Source organism: Paenibacillus sp. J22FR5, assembly GCF_059691975.1.
On sequence record NZ_JCAUAN010000072.1, the window covers coordinates 1 to 1,683 of the forward strand.

General features: G+C 38.4%; 1 protein-coding gene. It reads left to right on the forward strand.

The features are described from left to right. The first annotated feature begins 113 nt into the window (after window positions 1-113). Entirely contained in the window at window positions 114-1,565 is a 1,452-nt protein-coding gene (locus AC58P7_RS33390; protein ID WP_497350356.1) for an IS1182 family transposase, read from the forward strand. The last annotated feature ends 118 nt before the right edge of the window (window positions 1,566-1,683 follow it).

Genomic DNA, 1,683 nt, shown 5'->3' on the forward strand with positions numbered 1-1,683 from the left:
GAGGCCGCTGAAAAAGTCCAAATCATACAAACAGGGTACCTTACCTCAATTCTGAGGAAAGGTACCCTGTTTTCCTGTATAATTTAGTTAATTAATTTCAGGTGGTGTCTCGGATGATTTCAAACCAACAATCCCTTATTCTTAGTCCATTTATGGCCATTTACGATATCGTAGTACCTAAAGATAATATGTTACGCCAAATTAATGACCTCGTAGACTTTTCATTTGTTCATGAAGAATTACAGAATAAATACTGCCTCGACAATGGCCGAAATGCTGTTCCACCTATTCGAATGTTCAAGTATTTACTACTAAAATCAATCTTCGATTTATCTGATATAGATGTCGTGGAACGTTCGAAATATGACATGTCTCTCAAGTATTTCTTAGATATGGCACCGGAAGACGGGGTTATCGATCCCAGTTCACTTACGAAGTTTCGCAAACTTCGCTTAAAAGATGTGAACCTTCTCGACATGCTGATCCAAAAAACAGTGGCAATCGCTTTGGAAAAAGAAATCATTAAGAGCCGCTCAATAATTGTGGATGCTACTCACACGAAATCACGATTTAATCAGCAATCACCAATAGAGATATTGAAGGTGAAGTCCAAACTGTTACGGAAATCAGTGTACCAGATCGATGAAAACATGAAGGGCAAGTTCCCGCCAAAAACAACGTCTAACGAATTAGCGGAAGAACTGGACTATTGTCAAAAAGTAATTGATTCCGTTGAAAAAGAAGAAGCTCTCCGCGAATATCCAAAGGTAAAAGAAAAGCTGAATTACTTGAAAGAAATGGTTGAAGATCACATAGAGCACCTTCAACTCTCGAATGATCCTGACGCACGTGTGGGTCACAAGACGGCAGACTCCTCTTTCTTTGGCTATAAAACACATATTGCCATGAATGAAGAACGTATTATTACAGCTGCCATCATTACAACAGGAGAGAAAAGTGATGGGAAACAATTGCAATCCTTGATCGAGAAAAGTCGTAAAACCGGCATGGAAATCGATACGGTCATTGGAGATACTGCCTATTCTGAGAAAGAGAATATCCAATATGCCAATGAAAATGAATTGCAATTAGTATCAAAATTACATCCCTTAATTACACAAGGAAATCGTAAAAAAGAAGATGAATTTGAGTTTAATAAAGATGCAGGGCTGTACGTTTGCAAAGCGGGACATATGGCAATTCGCAGGGCGCGCACGGGAACAAAAAATATGGGGGAAAACCAAAGAGACTCCTATTACTTTGATATTGAAAAATGTAAAAATTGCCCTTTAAAAGAAGGTTGTTATAAAGAAGGGGCAAAAACAAAAGCTTATTCGATCAGCATCAAATCAGCGGAGCATAGCGAACAGCTAGCCTTCCAGGAAGGTGAACATTTCAAAGAGAAAGCAAAAGAGCGCTACAAAATTGAAGCGAAAAATAGTGAACTAAAACACAGACACGGGTATGATGTGGCATCTTCCTCGGGTCTCATTGGCATGCACTTACAAGGAGCAATGGCTATATTCACTGTCAATCTCAAAAGAATATTGACGCTACTAAAGTAAAAAGCATGAAGAAAACCATAATAAAGGCGAATTCTCATTCAGATATTGAATGGAAATTCGCCTTTATCTATTTAGGTCCTCTTCACAAAATTAAAAACAGACGTTTTTCAGCGGCCTC